General features: G+C 57.7%; 18 protein-coding genes and 1 pseudogene. 11 read left to right on the plus strand and 8 right to left on the minus strand.

The features are described 5' to 3' along the window. Positions 1-410: 410 nt before the first annotated feature. The 4 genes from N7578_RS02230 (at position 411) to N7578_RS02245 (ending at position 5,148) form a co-directional block, all read left to right on the plus strand. Positions 411-2,099: a SulP family inorganic anion transporter gene (locus N7578_RS02230; RefSeq protein ID WP_311108683.1), complete on the plus strand. Its 1,689-nt coding sequence runs from the start codon at positions 411-413 to the stop codon at positions 2,097-2,099. A 68-nt stretch (positions 2,100-2,167) separates the two neighbouring features. Then, positions 2,168-2,632 (plus strand): potassium channel family protein, encoded by a 465-nt coding sequence (locus tag N7578_RS02235; RefSeq protein ID WP_311108684.1) that lies wholly within the window; start codon positions 2,168-2,170, stop codon positions 2,630-2,632. Between the two features lie 104 nt (positions 2,633-2,736). Then, positions 2,737-4,674 carry a mechanosensitive ion channel family protein gene (locus N7578_RS02240; protein ID WP_311108685.1) on the plus strand — a complete coding sequence of 646 codons (1,938 nt, stop codon included), beginning with the start codon at positions 2,737-2,739 and terminating at the stop codon, positions 4,672-4,674. Positions 4,675-4,704: 30 nt separating this feature from the next. Then, the gene (locus tag N7578_RS02245) at positions 4,705-5,148 is read left to right on the plus strand and encodes a DUF2721 domain-containing protein (RefSeq protein WP_311108686.1); all 444 of its coding nucleotides are present in this window, start codon (positions 4,705-4,707) and stop codon (positions 5,146-5,148) included. A 310-nt stretch (positions 5,149-5,458) separates the two neighbouring features. Here the strand turns inward: N7578_RS02245 and N7578_RS02250 are convergent, their stop codons facing one another. Continuing rightward, on the minus strand, positions 5,459-6,295 hold the full coding sequence (locus tag N7578_RS02250; protein ID WP_311108687.1) for a helix-turn-helix transcriptional regulator: 837 nt from the start codon (positions 6,293-6,295) through the stop codon (positions 5,459-5,461). A 134-nt stretch (positions 6,296-6,429) separates the two neighbouring features. Between N7578_RS02250 and N7578_RS02255 the strand changes: the two genes are divergently transcribed. Beyond that, positions 6,430-7,470 carry a fatty acid desaturase gene (locus N7578_RS02255; protein ID WP_311108688.1) on the plus strand — a complete coding sequence of 347 codons (1,041 nt, stop codon included), beginning with the start codon at positions 6,430-6,432 and terminating at the stop codon, positions 7,468-7,470. Positions 7,471-7,490: 20 nt separating this feature from the next. After that, the gene (locus N7578_RS02260) at positions 7,491-8,234 is read left to right on the plus strand and encodes a PhnD/SsuA/transferrin family substrate-binding protein (protein WP_311110027.1); all 744 of its coding nucleotides are present in this window, start codon (positions 7,491-7,493) and stop codon (positions 8,232-8,234) included. 22 nt (positions 8,235-8,256) lie between these two features. Here N7578_RS02260 and hutH read toward each other — a convergent pair whose 3' ends face one another. From hutH to N7578_RS02290, 6 genes are all read right to left on the minus strand, one after another. Further along, complete coding sequence (gene hutH, locus N7578_RS02265; protein WP_311108689.1) at positions 8,257-9,744, minus strand: histidine ammonia-lyase; 1,488 nt, start codon at positions 9,742-9,744, stop codon at positions 8,257-8,259. A 76-nt stretch (positions 9,745-9,820) separates the two neighbouring features. After that, complete coding sequence (hutC, locus tag N7578_RS02270; protein WP_311108690.1) at positions 9,821-10,561, minus strand: histidine utilization repressor; 741 nt, start codon at positions 10,559-10,561, stop codon at positions 9,821-9,823. Positions 10,562-10,654: 93 nt separating this feature from the next. Next, positions 10,655-11,569 carry an ABC transporter substrate-binding protein gene (locus N7578_RS02275; RefSeq protein ID WP_311108691.1) on the minus strand — a complete coding sequence of 305 codons (915 nt, stop codon included), beginning with the start codon at positions 11,567-11,569 and terminating at the stop codon, positions 10,655-10,657. A 63-nt stretch (positions 11,570-11,632) separates the two neighbouring features. Then, a complete protein-coding gene (locus N7578_RS02280; protein WP_311108692.1) occupies positions 11,633-12,304 on the minus strand; it encodes an ABC transporter permease subunit in 672 nt (223 codons plus the stop codon). Further along, complete coding sequence (locus N7578_RS02285; RefSeq protein WP_311108693.1) at positions 12,301-12,951, minus strand: ABC transporter permease subunit; 651 nt, start codon at positions 12,949-12,951, stop codon at positions 12,301-12,303. The genes N7578_RS02280 and N7578_RS02285 overlap by 4 nt, the downstream gene beginning before the upstream one ends. Then, positions 12,948-14,063, minus strand: coding sequence for an ABC transporter ATP-binding protein (locus N7578_RS02290; RefSeq protein WP_311108694.1), 1,116 nt, complete (start codon positions 14,061-14,063; stop codon positions 12,948-12,950). The genes N7578_RS02285 and N7578_RS02290 overlap by 4 nt, the downstream gene beginning before the upstream one ends. A gap of 136 nt (positions 14,064-14,199) precedes the next feature. Between N7578_RS02290 and N7578_RS02295 the strand changes: the two are divergent. The 5 genes and pseudogenes from N7578_RS02295 to N7578_RS02315 all read left to right on the plus strand — a co-directional run. Next, positions 14,200-14,402 (plus strand): annotated as a pseudogene (locus N7578_RS02295) (damage-inducible mutagenesis protein); the annotation flags it as partial. 685 nt (positions 14,403-15,087) lie between these two features. After that, a complete protein-coding gene (locus tag N7578_RS02300) occupies positions 15,088-15,732 on the plus strand; it encodes a MarR family winged helix-turn-helix transcriptional regulator (protein ID WP_311108695.1) in 645 nt (214 codons plus the stop codon). A gap of 39 nt (positions 15,733-15,771) precedes the next feature. After that, positions 15,772-16,488 (plus strand): hypothetical protein, encoded by a 717-nt coding sequence (locus N7578_RS02305; protein WP_311108696.1) that lies wholly within the window; start codon positions 15,772-15,774, stop codon positions 16,486-16,488. 71 nt (positions 16,489-16,559) lie between these two features. After that, positions 16,560-17,111 (plus strand): peroxidase-related enzyme, encoded by a 552-nt coding sequence (locus tag N7578_RS02310; protein ID WP_311108697.1) that lies wholly within the window; start codon positions 16,560-16,562, stop codon positions 17,109-17,111. Between the two features lie 59 nt (positions 17,112-17,170). Further along, positions 17,171-17,719, plus strand: coding sequence for a redoxin family protein (locus tag N7578_RS02315; RefSeq protein ID WP_311108698.1), 549 nt, complete (start codon positions 17,171-17,173; stop codon positions 17,717-17,719). Between the two features lie 123 nt (positions 17,720-17,842). Here the strand turns inward: N7578_RS02315 and N7578_RS02320 are convergent, their stop codons facing one another. Further along, positions 17,843-20,257 (minus strand): membrane-bound PQQ-dependent dehydrogenase, glucose/quinate/shikimate family, encoded by a 2,415-nt coding sequence (locus N7578_RS02320; RefSeq protein WP_311108699.1) that lies wholly within the window; start codon positions 20,255-20,257, stop codon positions 17,843-17,845. Between the last annotated feature and the right edge of the window lie 23 nt (positions 20,258-20,280).

Genomic DNA, 20,280 nt, shown 5'->3' on the forward strand with positions numbered 1-20,280 from the left:
TGCGGTCAACGAGGATTTCCGCGGGCTATGCGAGGATCTCGCCGACGCCGAGGCGGCGCTGCATCGATGCAAGACCTTGCCTGCCGACATAAGAGATGCGCGAAGGGTGGAATATGAGGAGCTTGTCGACAGTCTTCTGAGTGAGATTAAGCAGGCTCTATCCCGGGCAAATGTTATTCTTTTGAGACCTAAGGGACATTAGGTCGCGTGTAATTTACTCAGACATGGCAATGGCTGGGTAAACTACAGTATCTTACTTCGCTTTGGCGACCAGTTGAGAGACCCTTCAGATCGTCTTGCGGATCGATCCCGGAATACTCGGCGCTGCGTTTGGTGAAAGCACGTTCCAAGTTCGAGGCAGGTCAATTATCGCGGCACGACAGGTCGATGATCTGAAATGGGACTTGACGATGAGTGTAAACGCAACTGACGATGCCACCACATTTCGCTCGCAGGCAGTAAAAAAGGATGTGGTCGCCGGATTGGTGGCGGCCGCAGTCGTTCTCCCTAAAGCCATGGCATATGCGACCGTGGCTGGTCTGCCTGTGACCGTCGGGTTTTACACCGCATTTCTTCCTATGATCATTTACGCTTGTCTCGGCTCATCACGCGTGCTGAGTGTAAGTTCCACGACCACGATAGCGATATTGACCGCTGCGGAATTGCAAGCTGTCGTGCCCGATGGTGATCCACAAAAGCTCATCGTCGCGACTGCGACATTCACCGCTCTTACAAGTCTTCTTTTGTTGATCGCATCGGGCTTGCGTTTGGGGTTCGTCGCGAATTTAATATCAGTCCCGGTGCTGACCGGCTTTAAGGCCGGAATTGGGGTTGTGATTATCCTGGATCAGCTGCCCAAGCTGTTTGGGCTGCATATCACAAAGACAGGGTTCTTCCGGGACATTCTCGCTTTTTTGAGTCAGCTTCCCGAAACATCAATGATTACGGCAGTTGTCGGTCTGCTCGCCCTTTTCCTGTTGCTGTTGGTGGAAAAATTGCGCCCGCATTCGCCTGCCCCACTTGCTGTCGTCGCAGGTGCCATTCTCGCGTCGTGGGTTATGAACCTGGATGATCGAGGCGTTGCTATCGTCGGCGAGATACCACAATCACTGCCGACACTGACTTTACCCGATCTTGATCTGATCATGGTGTTGTTGCCGGCAGCAATCGGCGTAGCACTGATGAGTTTTACCGAAACAGTCGCGGCAGGACGGGCTTTTGCCATTGCATCCGATCCGCCCATCCGCCCCAATCGTGAGTTGCTCGCCGTTGGCGCGTCAAATCTGGGTGGGGCATTTTTGGGTGCCATGCCGTCTGGAGGCGGCACGTCGCAAACGGCTGTTGTACGTGCTGTGGGCGGGCTTACTCAGCTGGCATCTCTCGTGACGGCCGCCGTTTCGGTTGCGACGATGATCGTACTGGCTCCATTTCTCGGCCTCCTCCCGCAGGCTGCTCTTGCAGCCGTCGTTATCTCCTATTCCGTTGGCTTGATACAACCAGGAGAGTTCTGGGCAATACGCAACGTTCGCCGTATGGAATTCCGGTGGGCTATGGCCGCTTTTCTAGGGGTACTGTTCTTTGGAACTTTGCAAGGCATCATCGTTGCAATCGTAGTGTCGTTACTTGGTCTGTCTAGTCAGGCAGCGAACCCGAGAATCCACGTGATCGGCCGTGATCGACAAAGCAAAACTCTTCGCCCCGTTTCGGAAATCGATGATGAAACGATTGACGGTCTCCTCATTCTGCGCCCCGAAGGACGCTTGTTCTTTGCAAACGTGCAGCAGGTTGCAGACCGCATCAGAGTCATCGTGACCGAGAAGAAACCTGATGTCCTGCTCCCGGATCTGAGCAGGGTCTTCGATATTGAATACTCAGCGATTCAAATGCTGATCGTGAGCGACCAAAACCTTGCGACACGAGGCGTAACTCTTTGGCTTGCGAACCTCAATCCAGACGTACTCGATTATGTTCGGGCGTCGGGTCTCGCGTCGCAACTTGGGGATGGGCGAATGTTTGAGCTGGTGGATGATGGTGTCCGTCATTTTCAGAATGGCGTCGGCTTCGTTGCTCCGATCGGCTCCAACCCAAACAATTCCTGAACCGGAATTGGATCGAGTGAGGCTCTCCATCGCAACCTTGAAATCCCTTGAGAGAATGAGGTCTTTCAATGCTTTTAGTCATTCTGGTTGCCGCTGGCGTACTTTTTCTCACCATCGTCATCCACGGTTTGGTTGTGATGTGTCTTTATCACCTCTCGATTGGAAAATTTAGAAACGCGCGCGAATTATCAGGTTTTGCGAGGCTTTGCCTGAGCTACGTGTTTGTTGTGGGTTTTGTTCTGGCCCATTTCGGCGAGATTATAATCTGGGCCGCTGCTTATAGAGCCTTCGGAGCCCTCGACAGTATGGAGGAGGCGGTATACTTTTCTGCCATCACCTTCGCGACCATCGGCTACGGCGATGTCACGCTCTCGGGCGAATGGAGGATCGCGAGCGCCTTTGAAGGTGTCAACGGCATCCTCCTTTTCGGCTGGACAACTGCATTTCTGTTCAAAGTATCCGGTACCCTCTGGTTCGCAGATGGAAATTCGAATGCTAATGTTGACGGGACAAAGGAGACTATGCCGCTATGAGCGTTCGGGCCTGTCTGTAGATTACGGTATTCTACCTATACACCCGAAACGACCCAGATATCATCAGGTTACGGTTCCCGATTGCTCATCAGGAAATACCTATAATGAAAAGGCTGCTGCTCTCCCTATTCCTTCTTATAAGTGTTTTACCCGCGGGCGCTCAACCGGCGGCACCTCCCACAGAAAAGATCGAAGCACTGACCCGGTTGCTTCAGGATCCTGAGATCCAAGCATGGATCAGGCGTGCGGATGATGTGGCAAAAACTGCCCCTGCGCCAGATGACCTGACTGGAACAACAATTTCGACATGGGAAGCCGCCGTGCGCGATCGCTTGAGCCAGATCGTTTCCAGTGTACCACGGATCCCAACGGAGGTGGCAGGTGCAGTTCGCAGAGTACGAGCGGAAGCCACTTCGAGCGTATACGCTCCGGTATTGATGATCTTTACCGGTTTGGTGCTGGTTGGCATGTTCGCGGAACGACTTTACCTGACCTTGCGTGCGGTTCCGAACGACGGTGTCTCGAGAATTGTCTCCGTCCTGATATTTGCCTTCGCGATGGCTGCTCTTTTCCTTGCCATCGACTGGCCGCCCTTGGTCCGAACCGTCTTACTCATTTATCTCATCGCATTCGTGGCGTTCCGTTTTGTCTCATCATTCTTGGCAATCAGCGATATTCGCGAAGGTGTGATGAAGTGGCGCTTCTTTGCAGGCATTGCGATCTTTGCAATCGCAAATGCGGTTGCTGGCCCGCTGATAGGGATTGATCGAGGCGTTGTTGATGCTCTCTCTTACCTCAGTTCACTTGTTTTGCTCGCGTTTTTGCTCGTGATGATCTGGTCGGTGCGAGCGCAAAGTGTTCGGCGAAGACTTATGCTGACGATCGCAGTCGTATTCGTTTGGTCGTTGTGGAGCTTCGGTTTCAAGGGGCTGTTCTGGCTTGGAGTGTATTCACTCATTCTTCCGGCCACACTTCGGGCGGTTGGGCGCAGCGCTCTGCTCATCGCGCCTGATGCAAAAGGAATTCGCAGCGTGCTTCTCGTACGTGGAGCAAGAGCGATAGTTATCGCCTTGGCACTAGGATGGCTCGCCGTCGTCTGGCAGATGAATCCGGAAGGGCTTGCTCAGAGGGACCCACTCCTGTCGGCGTTCTTCTACGGCTTGCTCAAAAGCGTCGTGGTTGTGCTTATCGCGGACCTTCTGTGGCATATGGCAAAAAGCTGGATCGACAGCATGCTCGTCACAGAGGGGAACGAGGGTCTGACACCGCAGGACATCGCTCGACGTAGCCGACTACGCACTTTGCTGCCGATCGTGCGTAACGGTCTGGCAGCCGTCGGCCTCACTATTACGGCTCTTCTTGTTCTGGCCGAACTCGGTGTGGAAATCGGCCCGCTGATCGCCGGTGCTGGTGTATTCGGCGTAGCGATCGGCTTCGGCTCACAAACGTTGGTGAAGGATGTCATCAGTGGCGTTTTCTACATGCTCGATGATGCTTTCAGAGTGGGAGAATACATTCAGGCGAAGAACTACAAAGGAACCGTTGAGGGTTTCAGTCTCCGATCGGTTCGTCTGCGTCATCATCGCGGGCCCATATTTACGGTTCCGTTCGGTGAGCTCGGGGCGGTTGAAAATATGAGCCGCGACTGGGGGGTCGTGAAATTCAGAATCTCTGTTGGGTTCGACACCGACGTAGAAAAAGCCAGGAAGCTCACGAAAAAAATTGGTGCAACGATGCTCGAAGACCCGGAGTTTGGTCCTCTGTTCATCGAACCCCTTAAAATGAAAGGCGTCGAAGAATTCGGCGACTATGGAATGGTTTTGAGTTTCGGAATGACGCTCAAACCATCACCGATGCAATCCTTCATTCGTCGGCGGGCAAATCTTTTGCTCCGTGAGGCATTTATCGCAAACGGCATACAGTTCGCCCAGCCGATGGTAAATGTCGGAGGCGAAAACGCTGGCGGCGGTACGACCGCGGCAGCACTTCAGACGATTACCAGAGCGCATGCGATGGCAGCTCCGGAAACGGGAGGTGCGTGATACTCGCCATGATTTGGCGATGGAGGAACCATGGACACGCCCCCAATTATCAACGAATACGCCGAAATAATACAGACGTCTCTGGCACCGGTTTTTCTTTTAGCTGGGACCGCGGCGTTTGTTGGAATCTACAATCTGCGACTTGGCCGGGTCGCCGACAGGCTGAACGAGGTCGGTGATAAAGAGGTGCCGGGAGAAAGGGGCGAACAGTGGCTCAGTTACCTCCGACGACGCACCCTTATCCTCGAGACTGCTGTCATTCTGGGCGTTCTCGCTGGCATCTGTACTTGTGCCGCCATCCTCAATCTTCTTGCAGGAGCGCTCCATGTTCGTCTCAAGCCAGAGAACCTGCCATGGTTTTTCGGGGGAGCAATCGTATGCCTAATGCTTTCATTGCTCGCGTTCCTGACCGAACTCACCTACGCGGGACGCAGTATGTTGCGGCAGATCCGGACCCGGTCGCCACCCCCTTAATAAACGGCTTTCGTAGCACCATTCTGATTGGGAAAAATTTTGCTGCAACGCGTGAAAGCCCGCCTTTGTCCGATGCCGAAGTGCCACATCAGCTCAATTTCCCCGAGCAATCACATTGGAAGCCATCACCCGCCAGTCCCCCTCCGGCCATACCCGCCGTTCCGCGGGGACAAACTGACGTCTGCCGCTGAGCAGTTTCAGCTCGTAAGCTCAATTCACGTAACAGGGGCGAAGGTTCTAACCTGTTCATGAGCAATCCGCTCCCATTGGCTCTGCCAGTCAAGACGGATCGATTTCGACTGCTAGACAGCTATAGAACTTTAAGAGATCGCACATAGTCAGCGGATTGATGGGCATGCACGCGCGTAAACCGGATCAACTCATCGAAGTGGCGCTGCATCTTGCGGATGGATTCCGCGTTGTTGAGGACGAGATACATGCCGCCCACGAAAATGGCCGCGCGTTGTGATCCGAAGATCGTGTAAGGTACGGAAAAGCGTTCCTTTTCGTGAAACAGGAACAGGCGAAAGGATGGATAAAGTTCGTTGATGAGATCGGACATGTAACTCAGTTGTGCGGCTCTCACCTCTTTCGTCAGTCCGCTCCACATGCCATGTCCCTTCGCAAAGGCTTCCAGCGTTTCACATGGCATGCAGACCTCCATGTCGGTGCCCGGCTGTCGATTGTAATCAAGCCGAAAAGCCGTTTCACTGGCTTGCGGTCCGACGTTCTGATGCGCGCTCTCGGCTTCAAATGCGATGATTTGCGGTGTACGGAGCAAGTCCGGAATCCGCGCGGGGACGTAGCGGATCTTCGAACCGGCCGCTTCGGCGTGCCACTTCATAAGCAGCGTTTCGGTATAATCCTCACCGCCTTCCTCGATTTCGAAGCTCGGTCGCAACTCGCCCGTCAGTCCCGGATCATGCGAGATTCCGAGAAGCCAATCCAACGACACGGCATGGCGCTCGGCGATACTAAGCAGGGTTTCCACCCGCGGAAGACGGGCCGAATCACCCGACAGAAGCTGAGAAAGCGCCGACCGATCGATGCCAATCCCGGTTGCGAAGGCCGAATGGCTGGCGCCGGACCGCGTCACGAGCTCCAGTAGCCGGATGCGAAAGAGGTCCGCTAGTGCGCGCTTGTCCATAATTTACTCCATTGTTTACTAAAGTGAACATATTCTATTTTTTGTTATCAAAATCAACATTCGGTCACCATACTCTCATTGTGCGCTGCGGTGCTTGGTGAAACTCTGTCCCGGGGCATGCATCAGGGGACACGATGAACGACACTTCATTTGACAGACACGACCAGAATTCCAATCAACGCCGACAAAGGGCTCTCAAAATTGAGTGGCCGACAGTCGCTCTGCTGACCGCGTGCTACAGTCTCTGGGGAGCGGCCGGCTACCTTCTTTATCCAGCCTATCCGATTGTCGCGCTGATTCTGATGGGGGTGGCGGTGGCACTCCACTCGTCCCTCCAGCATGAGGTGCTGCACGGACATCCTACAAGAAGCGCAAGGGTGAACGAGGCGCTGGTCTTTGCGCCGCTTGGCGTCTTCTACCCTTACCGCAGTTACAAGCGGACTCATCTCCAGCACCATGCGGATGAGCGCCTGACGGATCCCTTCGATGATCCTGAAAGCTATTACCGCGGCATGAGCGATTGGGAGAAGATGCCGGCGCCAATCAAATGCCTGCTCGCATGGAACAACACGTTGATCGGACGTGTTCTGCTCGGTCCGCCGCTGATGGTAGTCGGCTTTACCGCCTCCGAATGGCGCAAGATCGTCAAGGGTGATCGCAAGGTTGCGGTCGCCTGGATCCTCCATCTCGCCGGGCTCATCCCGACACTGATGGTGGTCTCTCAAGTGTTTGCCATTCCGCTCTGGCTCTATGTCGGGGTCTCCGCCTATCTCGGCGTTTCCCTCATTGCCATTCGTTCCTATTGCGAGCACCAGTGGGCAGAGCAGCCGGACGGACGGACGATCATCGTCGAAAATTCGCTTCTTGCGCCGCTCTTCCTGTATAATAACCTGCACTTCGTGCACCATAAACTGCCCACCGTGGCATGGTATAAGCTGCCATCGCTCTATCGTGCCGGGCGCACGGAATGGCAAAGGATGAATGAGGGCTACGTATTCGCCAACTATTTCGAGGTGTTCCGCGGTTTTGCCTTCAAGGCGAAGGAGCCAGTGGTGCATCCTGTATGGCGACGCAACGAACCGGTCGCAGCCAACGATGTCTTTGTGAATGATCAGCGCGATGTCGCGGGCTATCATGCAGCCAGCGGTGCGGCAAACCCGGATCTGCCGGCGTGAGGTGGATTGCAGCCCTGCCGATGTACGACTGGCCTGAAGTGCGTGCCGAAACGGACGCAACCTGGGGGAGGATGCGTACCCGCTTCATCGCAAACGGTATCGATGCGCCGCAATATCTCGTTCGACGCAATGCCGATATGCCACCGGTGCCAGGCGGTATTCGTGGCGAGGATGGATCAATCATCGCACCGGACCCTGCAACGCTCGATCCTGATGCTTTCGATCTTGATGTCCTGTGGCGCCATCCAGCTCTCCTCATCTCCACCACCTGTTGGGGGCCGATGGAATTTGGCTTGCATGGTCAGGTCCAGGTCATCGGGCAAAGCCATTACGACGATGTCGCAGGCGGAGCAGGGGTTCTCTATTCGAGCGCTATTGTTGCCCGGAAGGAGGATGGCGCAAGCGTCATGAAGCCTGCGACTGGCGAACCGGTGTTGCTGCTCAGCCTGTTGAGAGGAAGAAAGCTCGCTTTCAACGAGTACCGTTCGATGTCCGGTCATCTTGCCTTGAAGCGCGATCTGGAAGCCATAGGCGAAAGTCTCGACCTGTTTTCCGGATTGATCGAAACCGGTGCTCATCGCGCTTCGGTCATAACCGTTGCGCGGGGCGAGGCCGACTTTGCGGCAATCGATTGCCGGTCATGGAGGCTCGCAGAACGATTCGAACCTGCGGCAAGGCATCTTCATGTCGTTGGCTGGACGGGGCAGCGCAAGGGGCTGCCCTTCATCCGGGCCAAGTCCATCCATCTCGACTTCCTGATGTAGCCGCTGTGTGATCTGACGTGGATCAATATGGAGGGACGGTCGTCGACAGGAGCGCTCTTGCCTTTTCCATGTCGGACGAGATCGGCCGATCGTCCGAATAATGGCTGAGTTGCGCGCGGAGAAGGCCATAGAGTGCGTCCGTGCAGGGTGCTCTGCGAGCCACGGTATCCAGAAAATCATGAGCCTGCGTTGCAGCCAGCCACTCGATCGCCAGGATGTACTCCGCATTGTCGATAACGGCGAGAAGCTTGTTGGCCGCAGCGGTCGGATGCGCGAGGAAATCCTCCTGCAGCGCGGAGGTCAGGCCACCATCGGTGGAGGCAGGCGCTGCGAGCCGCCGGTTCTCGTTTGCAAGAGCCGCTGCCGTATATTGCGCGATCATGAAGCCGGAATGACTTCCCGGATCGGAAGCGAGGAATGGCGGAAGCCCACTTACCAGCGGGTTGACCAGCCTGTCGATCCGGCGCTCGCTCATGGCCGCGATCTGTGCGATGGCGATGGCAAGGGCGTCAGCGGCCTGGCCCAGCGCGGGCGCGACCGCATGGGCTTCCGACCAGACGAGCGGTTCCTCCGGCGTGCCGGCCACCGCCGGGTTGTCTGTGACCGAGGCGAGTTCTCGGTTGACGGTAGCGGCACAGGTTTCGAAAAGATCGCGCGCAGCACCATGAGCATGAGGGATGGAGCGGAGGCTCAGCGCATCCTGCGTGCGTCGGCCTTTAGCGGCTTCGATAAGGCCGCTGCCCGCAAGGCGCGCGCGCAAGCTCGCTCCAACCTTGGCGATGCCATCAGAAACGCGCAGCGAAAGAACGGGCTCGCTGAAAGCAGGCATCTGGCATCCAGCAGCTTCGAGTGTCATCGCAGCGATGGCATCGGCCCAGTCTAGCAATTGCGCGGCGCGATCCAGCGCCACGCTGGAAAGGCCGGTAGCGCAGGCCGTCCCGTTGACGAGGCTGAGGCCTTCCTTGGCGCCGAGAACCAGCGGTTCAAGGCCGATCTTGGCCAATGCATCTTTGCCCTTGAAAGCTCGCCCGCCGATATGGGCAGAGCCTTCTCCGATCAGTACGAGTGCCGTATGGGCGTTATGGGTGAGATAACCCGCCGATCCGCGAGAGGGGACGTCCGGGATGCAGTCACGTTCAAGGAAGGTGCTCAGATGGTTGACGATCTGCCAGCTGACGCCGGAATATCCATGGCCGAAATTCGCGATTTGCGCCGCGATGATTGCGCGCACTTCACGAGGTGGCAGAAGCGGACCAACGCCGCAGGCGTGGCTGAGAACGATACTACGCGAAAGCTTACCCTGGGCGGCACGATCCACCACCGTGTCCGATAAGGCGCCGACGCCGGTATTGATGCCATAGGCACGGATTCCGCGCTCGATGATGGTCTCCACGATCAGTTGAGCTTTTCCGATGCGCTGAAGGGCAGCCTCCGAAAGGGCTAATGTCTGTCCCTTGCTGACCTTTGCCACGTCCTGCCAAGTCAGCCTGTCATCGAGCAACACGGTCATTCGAGGTTCCTGATATTCGTTGGGGAAAAGGAGTGTTCGTTCGGGTGCAAGGTGGAATTCATCCCCGAACGCAGGATCACGTGCTGTAGAGACGATAGCGACTGCCCGGGTAAAGCAGACGAACAGAGGAAATCACGCCGGCCTGCGACCAGGTGCGCCGGCGAACCAGAAGGCAGGGTTCCGTCTTGGAAATTGCCAGCAGCTTACACTCCCAGGGCTGGGCCGTCACCGCTTCGATATGCTGTTCGGCCCTGACGATGGGTGCCACCGATGTGAGATATCCATTCGGTGTGTTTCTGGCAAAGTCCTGGTCGATATATTGCGGGACGATCGCGTGGTTGACGAAGCGATCCTCGATCTGCATCGGAACGGAATCTTCTGCATGCATTATGATCGAGTGGGACACCGGGCTGCCGATTTCGACTGCGAGCGCCTCTGCCAGTTCGGCATCGCAAGCCTCCATGCGCAGCATGATGACATTGGCAGTGTGGACCCCGCCATTGCGTGTGATCTCGTCGGCAATGTTGGGAACGCTCTGAAACTGCGACGTCCGCTTCTTGCTTGCGACGAAGGAACCCTTGCCCTGCACGCGAACGACGAAGCCTTCATCGGCCAGTTCGCGCAGTGCGCGGTTTGCGGTCATGCGGCTGACGCCAAGCAGTTCGACCAGTTCGTTTTCCGACGGCACCCTTTGCCCGACCGACCATTCGCCGGTTTCGACACGGCTTCGAACATAATCCTTGAGCGTGACATATAGCGGTTTGTCGGATGTCTGGTCGTCCCGCCTCTTCTCGACCTGTTTCTCTACCGTTTGCATGAGGCTCCAAAAGACGAACCACAACGGTTCGGTATCTGACGCGTTCTTGGGCGCGTATGCGGGTATGGTGAGTGCCATACCCGCAAACAGCAGTCAGTTCAACTTGTGTGTCGTCAGCCAGTCTTCGGCAACCACATCGAAGCTGTCGTGATTGGCAAGACGACCGTTCATGACGATCAGGTCCTTGGTCGTCAAGGCAGCCGAAACCGCATCCAGCGTCTTCGTGACCGTGTCGTTGACCTTGGCCTTGGTCATAACGGGCACGATGTTCTGAGCGGGGAACAGGTTTTTGACGTCTTCAAGAATGATCAGGTCGTTGGCGGCAATCGCCGGATCCGTCGAGAACAGGTTTGCCACCTGAACCTGGTCGTTCAGGAGTGCCGACAGGGTCAGCGGGCCGCCCACATCGAGGGACTTGAACGACTTGAACTCAAGGCCGTAAAGATCCTTCAAGCCGATGATGCCTTCCTTGCGGGTCTTCCACTCCGGCGGTCCGCCGAGCACCAGTCCGGACGCGACCGGTTTAAGATCGGCGATCGTCTTCAGCTTGTACTTCTCGGCCGTCGCGCGCGTCACCGCAACGCCATCGGAATCCTGCGCCTGGGACGGTGTCAGCATGGTGACGCCTTCCGGCAGGGCGGCCTTCAGAGCCTTCGCAACATCGTCCGGTGAGTGGGCAGTGGCGTTCTTGTCCAGATAGCTCAACGTCGCACCGGCATATTCCGGCAGGAGGTCGATCGAGCCGTCGAGAAGCGCCGGCAGATAGACCTCGCGGCTGCCGATGCTGAGCTTCGTTTCAGCTTTGACGCCCTTTGCAGCAAGCGCCTTCGCATAGATGGTGGCCAAGAGCTGGCTCTCAGGAAAGTCCGCCGAGCCGACGATGATGGTGGTGGTGTCCGCGCGCTGAGCCGGAGCAGCCCCGAGGGGATCGGTCTGGGCAAGCGTCGTGGTGGCGGAAAGCGCGATCAGCGCAAATGCGCCAGCAGCCTTTAAGATACTGAATGCCATGCAAGCTACTCCTTTAGGTTTAACGTCTTCAGAATGAAAATGCAGTTGCGGTTAATGGCCCGCCTATAGCCGACGGGTCAGTCCAGGTGAGACCGTAAGTCTCGATATGATGCCGATCACCAAGTCGACCATGAGTGCAAGCGCGCCGACCAGAACAGCGCCGGCCGCCATCTGGTAGTAGTCGTTCTGCGCGCGGCCATCGATGATGAGGCGTCCAAGCCCGCCAAGCGAGACGTAGGCAGCAATGGTTGCCGTGGAGATGATCTGCAGGGTGGCGCTGCGCAGCCCGGAGAAAATCAGCGGCAGGGCGCAGGGAAGTTCAACGTCAAAGAGAACGTCGAGCGGGCGTTTGCCCATGCCACGCGCTGCGTCCACCGCTGCCGGATCCACCGCAGCAACACCGGCATAGGTCGCGCTCATGATGGGCGGAACGGCCAGCAGCACGAGAACGATGATACTGGGCACGATGAACGCCAAATCCGACGCAAAGATCGGTCCGAAGAGAATGACGAGCAGGACGATGAGACCGAGGCTCGGCAGGGCGCGCAGCGCATTTGCCAGACCGGCGATAAGGACCACGCCGCGGCCTGTGTGTCCGACATACAGGCCGACCGGCAAGCCGATCAGGCAGGAAAAGAAGAGGGCAACGCCGCTATAGATCAGATGCTGGATGAGGAGCGAAAAGACGCCATCGGTACCTGTCCAGTGTGCCGGGTCGGAAAACCATGCGATCATCGTTCGGCACCTCCCGGCTGCCATGGGGTGAGGCGTCGCGTTGCAAAGAGCACGAGCCCGTCTAGCAGTGCAGCGAGCAGCACGCAAAGAACGATGCCAGCGATGATAGGCGTCAGGAACCGCAATTGAAGCCCTTGCGTGAACATAAGGCCGAGCTGCGGCGTGCCGACGAGCGCTGCGACGGAGACGATGCTGACGTTGGAAACCACCGCGACACGCAGGCCCGCAGCAATCACCGGGACGGCAAGCGGAAGCTCCACGAGAAGAAGTTTCGGCAGCGTGCGATAGCCCATGGCATTGGCGGCCTGAATGACATCGGGTGGCACTGAGTCGAGACCGTCATTGACGGTGCGGACCAGAAGCGCCAGCGCATAGATCGTCAGCGCGACGACGACATTGAGCGGGTCGAGAATGCGCGTGCCGAGAACGAGCGGAAGAAGCACGAAGAGAGCGAGAGACGGAATGGTGTAAAGCAATCCGGCGGCGCCGAGCATGGCGGAGCGAAAGAAGCCGGCACGCTGCGCGAGCCAGCCGAGAGGCAGGGCAAGCAGTAACCCTATGACCACGGGGATCACGGAAAGCCAAAGGTGCCAGAGAAAGAGTTCGGCAATACGGCCGGACTCGCGGTACAGCCAGTCGAACCTCATGCTTGGGCCCCCAGACGACCCGTCCGCGCCGCCTCAATGGCTGCCGCGACATGGGACAAGGTAACAGTGCCCACCAATCCGCCTGCCTGCCCGACGATCACGCCGCGGCCCGATGGCGAACTGAGTGCGGCATCGAGGACATGCCGCAGACTGCTGCCTTCTACGGCGAGCGTGCCGCTGAGATTGAGGTCCCCGTCCCGCAAGGGGCTTTTGACGCTTTCGACATCGACCCAGCCGAGAGGACGGTTCTGGGCGTCCGCGACGAGCACCCATCTGTCGGTTGCGATCTGACGAAGGGAATCTGGCGTCGCGCCCAGCGCGGCTGTCGGCTCCTTGCCGAGCGGAACGCCGTCATTGTTGAATTCCGCAAAGCCCAAGATGCGATAACCGCGGTCGCGTCCGATAAAATCGGCGACGAAGTCGTCGGCGGGTCGTGCCAGAAGTTCCTGGGGCGTAGCGATCTGTGCCAGCGTACCGCCTGTGCGCAGGACTGCCACCTGATCTCCAAGCTTCAGAGCCTCATCGATATCATGCGTCACCATGATAATGGTCTTGCCAATTTCGCGCTGGAGGCGGAGGAACTCGTCCTGCAACTGGGCCCGGACGACCGGATCGACGGCGCTAAACGGTTCATCCATGAGCATGAATTTCGGGTCTGACGCAAGCGCTCGGGCAACTCCGACGCGCTGCTGCTGACCACCGGAAAGTTGCCACGGATAGCGCGTGGCGAAGGCGGACGAGAGTCCGACACGTTCCAGGAGATCATGGGCGGTGCGAAGCGCCTGTTCCTTTGGCGTTCCGTTCAACCGCGCCGTAGTTGCAATGTTCTGCACCACCGTGCGATGCGGGAAGAGCCCCGCGTTTTGGATAACGTAGCCGATCTTGCGGCGCAACAGGGCGACGTCCATCTTGTCTGTCGGCTCGCCATCGAGAAGAATTTTGCCCGAGGAGGGCGTGATCAGCCGGTTTACCATGCGTAGCGATGTCGTCTTACCGCAGCCCGAAGGGCCGACGAAGATCGTCAGTTTGCCGCTGGGAGCTGTCAAAGAGAGATTGTCTACAGCCGTTGTCGGGCCTCGATAGTGCTTGCTAACGTGGTCGAATGTTATCATGGCGCAGTCCCCTGTTCTTAGACTTCGGTATCGGCGCTAATCCGACGTCTTGGTTGTCTATACAAGCATGGGGATCACGGGAGCGCAAGCAGGGGTGCTTAAAAAAAATGCGGCGCTAGTTTGCGATTAAATCTTCTCCAACACTGTCAATGGGGTGGTGTCCGGGCTTTGTATTGACGGTATCGCTGCCCGTACCAAAGGTCCGGTCATCTGGCGCCAGACGTGGCCGGATTTTTTCCGACGCTTGCCGAGGCTGGGCCAAATCCGGACCGCGTCATTTTTGTGGACCCGGACAAGGAAGAGGTTGTTCTGGCAAACATGGAGGAAGGACTTTCTTTCCGGTGATTTAACACCGATGCTTGCGGCAAGGCCCCGAGGCCGGCGGCCCGCCTCGCTCTTCTTACGAATACCGATAATCGGTTCGTCCGTAAAAACGGCTGCGAGAAGTTTGCCTATTCCGAGTGGTTCTATCCCCTTGTGGGGGGAAAGCCTTTCCTCACATTCGGAATGTCAAGAGATGTTTTCATCCCAATGGCAGGTGTCGCCGAATTCACCATGGGTTTCGGGCTTTTATGGACACCCCTCGTGCGGCGACTGTCGGCCCCATCGCCCTGCTTGTCATCTTTACCGCCGCGGTCTGGCCCTTCGGCCGGATCGACCTCATCGGGCACGGCCTGATCATGGCGTTCCTTGTCGCCGTTGCCTGTGACCCAATGCCGACGAACTCGTTTTTTGCCGGCGCTGAAGATCCATGTTGCCGCTATTCCAAGCGGCATCGCCACCGCGCTTGTGGTTTTTGCGGTCTCCTACTGGGGCCTCCACCTGACGTTCTATGGCGATGACTACAGCTGATACACCGAGGCGAGTGACCGCGCGACGCATTCCTACAGCCCGGATCATCCGCATGGCCCGAGGGCCGCAACCGGTATAGGAGCGCCGCCAACCAGATAGCATGTCCGAAAAGATATCTGGCGTCCCCTCCAACACCTCTTGCATTTAAATAGGACTCCTATATATATGGCGCATGGAAACACCGAATAACCCAACTCCTATCTATCACCGCATTCGCGAAGGCTTGGCGCGCGTCGCGATGGTGATGCGTGCCGACGACTGGACCCGGGCAAAGCGGACGGGTATCAACCCGGCCCAACTGTCGATCCTTGAGTTGCTGGAAGGGCGCGAGGGCGGTTTGGGTGTGAAGGATATCGCTGTTCATCTCGGGGTCTCGCAGCCGACAGCAACGGACTCGATTTCCGCCCTTGAACGCAAGGGCTATGTTGAGAAAAGGGCAGACAAGCATGACAAGCGCGGCATCAAGGTCGCGCTTTCGGATGTCGGGCTCTCTGCGCTTCGCGCGGCAGACACCACGAAAGGCGCTGCTGATCATGCGACACGCGCGCTTGGTGACCTCGAGCAGGAAGAACTGCTTGTCATGCTGGTCAAGTTGATCCGGCACCTACAGGAACAGGATGCGATACCGATACAGCGCATGTGCGTAACATGTCGGTACTTTGCACCATTCGCCTATCCCGATGCGGCTCAACCGCATCATTGTAAATTTGTGGATGCGGCTTTCGGTCAGCGGGATCTCCGCATCGACTGCCGTGACCATGAAGCCGCCGATGCGCCATCTCAGGCTGCCACTTGGGATGCTTTCGTCGAAAAGTAGATAACACCTCCAGGCAAACAGAAAAGGAAGGAGATATTCATGATCTGCAAATCTGTCATCGGCACATTGGTCGCCGGGGTGGCCGCGCTGTGGCTGGGCGATGCGACGGCGCATTCCATAGAAGCCGCGCCTTCGCAGGCCGTACAGGCTGCGTTCGACATCATCGAAACCACCATCGTCACCAAGGGTGACGCTGCGGTATTCACGACGCGGGTGCGTGGAGAGGCAGGCAGAGATAAACCCGATGCCACGGGCAAGTTCGAGGGCTCGGATGTTTACGCATATGTCTGGCCAACGAGTCTCAACAGTGGCGAAATCGGGTTCGAAAAGGATAAGGGTATCGTCGCGCTTGCGGTGACATTTCACCCGGACTTCGATGATGCCGCTTTCGGCGGCAAGAATCGGCACATCTGGCATCCGCATTGGGTCGTGCTTGCCGAAGACAAGGCCTGCGGCGCAGGCTTGAAGGTTGTCGACATCCCCAAGGGCAGCAAGCCAACGGTTCCGGAAACCTGGCCGGGTGTTCCGCTTCTGATCGATAGTCCGGAATATCCAACCAACTTCAAGGGAGAGACAGTTGATGTGGAAATCCCTCTGTCTCTGATTGGCGGTATCAAAGGTGCGTCCTTCGATGGCGTCACCGCTGGCCTCAAGGTCAACGGTAATCTGCACGCACCACTGCTTTGTGTCAGCAACGTCTTCAAGGTTGCATCTGGAAATCTCAGTCTGCCCGGCAAAGTGACCGCGGCTGACTGATGACGTCGGTCCGGCGACTGCCATCGCCAGACCGACAAATCTCCCCCTCCAGGCAAATGAAAGGAAAGAACATGACAAGGATTACCCTCATAGACCCGCCCAATGCAACAGGAACTACGGGTGAACAGCTTTCGCAGATCAAGACCGCCTTCGGCATGGTGCCCAATATGTTCAAGACGGCTGCGAACTCGCCAGCAGCACTTTCCAGCATGTGGGGCTCGTTCCGGGCGCTGGGCAACGGCCGCCTCGGCGCCAAGCTCGGCGAGCAGATAGCCGTCGCCATCGCTGATCGCAACAACTGCAATTATTGCCTCGCAGCACACACCGGTCTTGGCCGCAAGGCCGGGGCGAGCGCGCAGGAAATGGCGGAGGCCCAGGCGGGCCGTTCGGCCGATGCACGAACGGCTGCGGCCCTGCGCTTCGCGATCAAGGTGGTGAACGACCGGGCCGATATTCAGGCCACCGATGTCGATGCTCTCAGAGGAGCAGGATTTGATGACGGGGAAATCGTCGAGATCATCGCCCACATCGCTCTCAACCTCTTCACCAACTACCTGAATGTCGCGCTCGATGTTCCGGTCGATTTTCCAGGGGTAAAACTCACGCGGGCCGCCGCCGCGTAAGTTCCTGGAGGGGGGACCGTTTCCTCTCCGGTCCGCCCATAACGTAAGGATCAAAAATTATGTCCAGCTCCACAACAACACTTGCGCCTGAACTGGCGGTGAGTGAATGGTTCAACACGCCAACCCCGTTGACCCTCGCAGGGCTCCGTGGTCGGCCGGTGTTTCTTCATACCTTTCAGGTTCTATGCCCCGGCTGTGTGGCCGAAGCCATTCCGCAGGTGCAGCGCATCGAGCGCATCTTCGCCAGCACCGACCTTCAGGTCATCGGGATCCATACGGTCTTCGAGCATCATGCGGCGATGTCGCCAGTAACCTTGCAGGCGTTTCTGCACGAATACCGGTTGAAATCACCTGTGGCAGTCGATCTTGCTGAAGAGGGCTCAGACATTCCGGCAACGATGCGGCGATACGGGCTGCGCGGTACCCCTTCATCGGTTCTGGTGGGGCGTGACGGATCCATCCTTCACCACGCGTTCGGTGTGGAAGATGACATCGTGGTTGGTGCGAGGATTGCAATGGCGATTTCTGCGCCTGTTCCTGAGATTACACCAGATACCGAGATGCATGCCGGCGGTGCGTGCACCGATGGGCGATGCTCCGTTTCTTAGACGCCGGCAGCGGACGCGCGCCGCCATGAATAAGGCCGCGTGCGTTCATTTTCAAAGACCAGCGTCTTTGCAGGCCTCCATGCAGAAAAGGCCCCGGAAATCCGGGGCCTTCTCCTGTGCTCGTCAGTTTTTTTCGGGAAGTGCGTACCCGATGACATAATCGCCGCGTTCGGGGGAGTTGCGTCCTCCTCCTGCGGAGATGACGACATATTGCTTGCCATCGCGCGCCACGTAGCTGATCGGCGTACCCTGACTGCCGACGGGAAGGCGTGCCTTCCAAGCCTCGGCACCCGTCGCACTGTCGATTGCGCGCAGGTAGAAGTCCTGTGTTGCCGCGAAGAAGACGAGACCGCCCTTTGTTGCCAGCGATCCGCCGATCGTCGGCATACCAATCGGTATCGGCGCATGCATCTTGATGCCGAGAGGGCCAGTGTCCTGAACCGTACCCATCGGAATCTGCCAGGCAATCTTCTGGGTTTTCATGTCAACCGCGGTCATCGTTCCAAAAGGAGGCTTTTGGCAAGGAATGCCTAGCGGCGACATGAAGCGGTTCTTGGCGGTGATGGCGTAAGGTGTGCCAACCAGCGGCTGGACGCTTGAAGCCGACACTTGCGCATTCTCGTCGCCGTTGCTGGCCTTTGCGTCGCCGTCGTAGGGAACGAGCTGCACTTCAAGACCAAGGCGCATATCGTTGAAGAAGGCGTAATTGCTCGTCGGATCATACGAAACACCACCCCAGTTCAAACCACCGAGCGATCCCGGCAGGTTTAACGAAGCGTCGGTGCCGGGCGGTGTGAACAGGCCCGTGTGACGCATCGACTTGAACTTGACGCGGCATACGAGCTGGTCAAAAGGCGTCGCCCCCCACATGTCCGATTCAGTAAGCGTATCTGCGCCGATCTGCGGCATGCCGACGGAAAAGGGCTGTGTGGGAGAATAAGTCTCACCGGGCATGTCGCCTGCCGGGACGGGACGCTCCTCGACCTTCGTCAGCGGCTGACCTGTGAGGCGATCCAGAACAAAAATCTGGCCGGCTTTTGTTCCGAACACCATCGCCGGACGGCCATCGAATTCGATGAGTGTCGGCTGCATCGGCACATCGAAGTCCCACAGGTCATCGTGCACAGTCTGGTAACGCCACTTTTCCTGACCCGTCGTTGCGTCGACGGCGAGCATGGTCGCGCCATATTGGCGGTCAAGTGGACGGCGCTTCACGCCCCACAGGTCAATGGCTGCGGAGCCAACCGGCATGAATACCGTGTTCGACAGGGAATCCCACGACATGGGCGCCCAGACATTCGGGGTAGAGCGCGTCCAGATCTGCCCTTCCGGGAGCTGCTTCATACCCGGTTCACCCGGATCGAAGGCCCAGCGCAATGCGCCAGTCATTACGTCGAAACCGCGGACCACACCGCCTGGCATATCGATCGAAACGTTGTCACCGACACGGCCACCCACGACGATCGTCGTGCCGGCGAGTGTTGGTGCCGACGTCGGATAGTAGTCTCCGGTCGCAGCGCCCGGTCCCATTCCGACATTCAGGTCGACAATGCCGTTGGCTCCGAAATCGGCGCAGGCAAGTCCGGTGTCTGCATCGATTGCAACAAGCTGACCCTTCGTCGAATTCATCAGCACGCGGCGGGTGCAGATTCCGCTTGCAGGTACTGATGCCTGAATGATGGGGCTGGACCCTGCTGCCGTCGGTTCGGTAACGGGCTTCGACGCATCGAAGTAAGCGAGGCCACGGCAACGCTGCCAGTCGTCGTTCGTGACGCCGGACTTGAATTCCCATTTCTTCTCACCCGTTACCGGATCGAGAGAGACGACATTGTTATGCGGAGTGCAAACATAGACAGAATCGTTGACCATCAGTGGCGTCGTCTGGTCTTCCGCACCGCCGCCGTCACTGACGGGAAGGTCGCCAGTCTTGGCTGTCCATGCGACAGTCAGATTGCCCACCGTCTCGCGATTGATCTGGTCGGCCGCGGCAAAGCGATCATGATTGTCATTGCCACCGTAACTCGTCCAATCCTGGGGGCGGGAAACGTCTGCCGCTACCTGCGGTGATGTTTCGTTCCGGATGACGCCATGCGGCTGGAACATTCCCCAGACACCAACAGCGCAACCGAGAGCGACGATAGCGGCCGTCGCCACGTAGCTGGCGCTTGAGGCGAGTTTGCCTCTCGCCCTGTTCATGAGCGGCAGGCTCAGCAGTACCACGACAGCACCGACGGAAAGTGCGAAATTGCGGGAAACAAGCGGCCAGAACTCAAAGCCTGCATCGAAAATTGACCAAGGCAGGGTAGCCAGCCACACGAGCAGGAAAAGCACGCCGCCGAGCGGGCGGGCTATCGCTGTCGCTATGCCGGACATTACCAGCGCAACACCAGCGAGTACGAAGTACCAGCTTCCGCCGAGCATCGCGAGCTTGGAACCAAGCGTGACAAAAAACAGTCCTGCGGCGCTGATCACCAACCCCAGCAAAACCAAATAAAGCCGTCCGATCATGCCGACCGGTGAAAGGCTCGAATTGTTCATGAGTGTATCCTTATTTTCAGTGG

Origin of the sequence: Agrobacterium tumefaciens (genome assembly GCF_031801495.1) — a bacterium.
Taxonomy (GTDB): Bacteria; Pseudomonadota; Alphaproteobacteria; order Rhizobiales; family Rhizobiaceae; genus Agrobacterium; species Agrobacterium tumefaciens_K.

Coding starts and splice junctions, on each gene's coding strand:
- N7578_RS02255 (WP_311108688.1), top strand. CDS start 6,430: ATGAACGACACTTCATTTGACAGACACGACCAGAATTCCAATCAACGC.
- N7578_RS02300 (WP_311108695.1), top strand. CDS start 15,088: ATGGAAACACCGAATAACCCAACTCCTATCTATCACCGCATTCGCGAA.
- N7578_RS02305 (WP_311108696.1), top strand. CDS start 15,772: ATGATCTGCAAATCTGTCATCGGCACATTGGTCGCCGGGGTGGCCGCG.
- N7578_RS02250 (WP_311108687.1), bottom strand. CDS start 6,295: ATGGACAAGCGCGCACTAGCGGACCTCTTTCGCATCCGGCTACTGGAG.
- N7578_RS02280 (WP_311108692.1), bottom strand. CDS start 12,304: ATGATCGCATGGTTTTCCGACCCGGCACACTGGACAGGTACCGATGGC.
- N7578_RS02310 (WP_311108697.1), top strand. CDS start 16,560: ATGACAAGGATTACCCTCATAGACCCGCCCAATGCAACAGGAACTACG.
- N7578_RS02275 (WP_311108691.1), bottom strand. CDS start 11,569: ATGGCATTCAGTATCTTAAAGGCTGCTGGCGCATTTGCGCTGATCGCG.
- N7578_RS02235 (WP_311108684.1), top strand. CDS start 2,168: ATGCTTTTAGTCATTCTGGTTGCCGCTGGCGTACTTTTTCTCACCATC.
- N7578_RS02320 (WP_311108699.1), bottom strand. CDS start 20,257: ATGAACAATTCGAGCCTTTCACCGGTCGGCATGATCGGACGGCTTTAT.
- N7578_RS02245 (WP_311108686.1), top strand. CDS start 4,705: ATGGACACGCCCCCAATTATCAACGAATACGCCGAAATAATACAGACG.
- hutC (WP_311108690.1), bottom strand. CDS start 10,561: ATGCAAACGGTAGAGAAACAGGTCGAGAAGAGGCGGGACGACCAGACA.
- N7578_RS02315 (WP_311108698.1), top strand. CDS start 17,171: ATGTCCAGCTCCACAACAACACTTGCGCCTGAACTGGCGGTGAGTGAA.
- N7578_RS02240 (WP_311108685.1), top strand. CDS start 2,737: ATGAAAAGGCTGCTGCTCTCCCTATTCCTTCTTATAAGTGTTTTACCC.
- N7578_RS02285 (WP_311108693.1), bottom strand. CDS start 12,951: ATGAGGTTCGACTGGCTGTACCGCGAGTCCGGCCGTATTGCCGAACTC.
- N7578_RS02230 (WP_311108683.1), top strand. CDS start 411: ATGAGTGTAAACGCAACTGACGATGCCACCACATTTCGCTCGCAGGCA.
- N7578_RS02260 (WP_311110027.1), top strand. CDS start 7,491: ATGTACGACTGGCCTGAAGTGCGTGCCGAAACGGACGCAACCTGGGGG.
- hutH (WP_311108689.1), bottom strand. CDS start 9,744: ATGACCGTGTTGCTCGATGACAGGCTGACTTGGCAGGACGTGGCAAAG.
- N7578_RS02290 (WP_311108694.1), bottom strand. CDS start 14,063: ATGATAACATTCGACCACGTTAGCAAGCACTATCGAGGCCCGACAACG.